This window comes from Okeania sp. SIO2F4, from assembly GCF_010672385.1.
Lineage (GTDB): Bacteria > Cyanobacteriota > Cyanobacteriia > Cyanobacteriales > Microcoleaceae > Trichodesmium.
Genome location: NZ_JAAHGT010001349.1, coordinates 1 through 1,678, shown reverse-complemented (window position 1 = coordinate 1,678; position 1,678 = coordinate 1). Strand labels below are relative to the sequence as shown.

Below are 1,678 nucleotides of genomic sequence, written 5' to 3'. Positions count from 1 at the left end.
CTGATGCTATTGGTGGGATGAAAAATGGAAAAATTTTACAAAAAGCTACGGCACAAGCAATTAAATATTTTTTAGATTTGATACAGCAAGAGTTAGAAAATGCTGATTTGAGTGAAAGTGAATTAAAGGAATATTCTAAATTTTTCAAACAGTTTATTAAAAATCGGTCGGTATTAGAGGTTTTGGTTAGTGCTTTCGATCATAATCTCAAACTTTTAGATACTAATAAATTGGCTACTACTTGGAAGGAGATTAATCCACCTTTACCAGATGATTTTGACTGGGAATTTCTTGCCAAGCAATATCGGAGAAATGTTAAAAATATTATCCGGCAGTCTGATGAATTACGGGAAATATTAGATTCTGATAATCTGGATAAATCGGCAAATCAATACTCTGAAATTAGACCGGAATTTGACCTCAAAAAACATCAGGAGGGAATCCGAGAACAATATGGAAATCTAAAGTTAGAAAGTTTAGATACGAGTGGTTATGGTTATAATGATTTGAAATTATGGCGAATGTTTATTCCTCAAAATGTGCGGGAGTCTCAAGAATTTATGCCTCGAATACATGAGATTCCTAAAGAATATCGGCAGCGGTTAAAAGAGACTGGAGAACTTGAGTCAGAATTTTCTCCAGAACAATTGGAAAATCTCCGGCGCAGATATTTTGAACAACAGATTCGCTCAGTTTTGGAATTAATAGAAGATAACAACTATAAATATTTAGTTATTTTGGGCGACCCCGGTTCTGGTAAGTCTACTTTATTACAATATATCGCTTTGGAATGGGCAGAATTACCTCTGAAAGATTTGCCTTTAAAACCAATTCCTCTATTAATTGAACTGCGGACTTATGTGCGTAACCATGATGCTAATCACTGTAGGAATTTTCTGGATTTTCTGGAAAAAGGCAGTGGAGTTACTTGTCATTTACCTCAACAATAACTTGATGAAAAATTACAAAATGGCAATGCAATTGTGATGTTTGATGGGTTAGATGAAGTTTTTGACCCTGGCAAACGAGAGGATGTAATAAATGATATTCATCGGTTTACTAATAACTATAAAAATGTGCGGGTAATTGTTACTTCGCGGGTGATTGGTTATAAACCACAAAAACTCCGGGATGCTGAGTTTTATCATTTTATGTTGCAGGATTTGGAAGAGGAACAAGTTGAGGATTTTATTCAACGTTGGCATGATTTTACTTATCAAGATGAGGCGGAAGGGGAGAGAAAAAGGGAAAGGTTAAAACGGGCAATGAAGGATTCTCCAGCTATTAAGGAATTGGCAGGAAATCCTCTTTTATTAACTATGATGGCTATCTTGAATCGTCATCAAGAATTGCCGAGAGATAGAGCAGAACTATATGGTCAAGCTTCGCGAGTTTTATTACAGCAGTGGGATGCAGAAAGAGCCTTGATTGATGCAAAGATTGACCCGATGACTATTGACTATAAAGATAAGCAGGCAATTTTGCGTGAGGTAGCTTTTTTTATGCAGGACAATGAGGCAGGTTTAGCTGGTAATTTGATTCATGGAAATAATTTAGAAAAAATTATTAGGGATTATCTAAAAAGTGTAGATATTAATGAGCCGAGAACTGCGGCTAGGGTGTTGATGGAACAGTTGCGGAGTCGGAATTTTATTTTATGTTTTGTCGGCGCAGAATA

Annotated in this window: 1 protein-coding gene and 1 pseudogene; both read left to right on the top strand. The window is 35.8% G+C overall.

Going from position 1 to position 1,678, the window contains the following annotated elements:
* A pseudogene (locus F6K22_RS42885) lies at positions 1-950 on the top strand (HEAT repeat domain-containing protein); the annotation flags it as partial.
* Positions 951-983: 33 nt separating this feature from the next.
* The coding region (locus F6K22_RS42880; protein WP_375340240.1) for an NACHT domain-containing protein at positions 984-1,678 on the top strand (695 nt) is incomplete at its 3' end.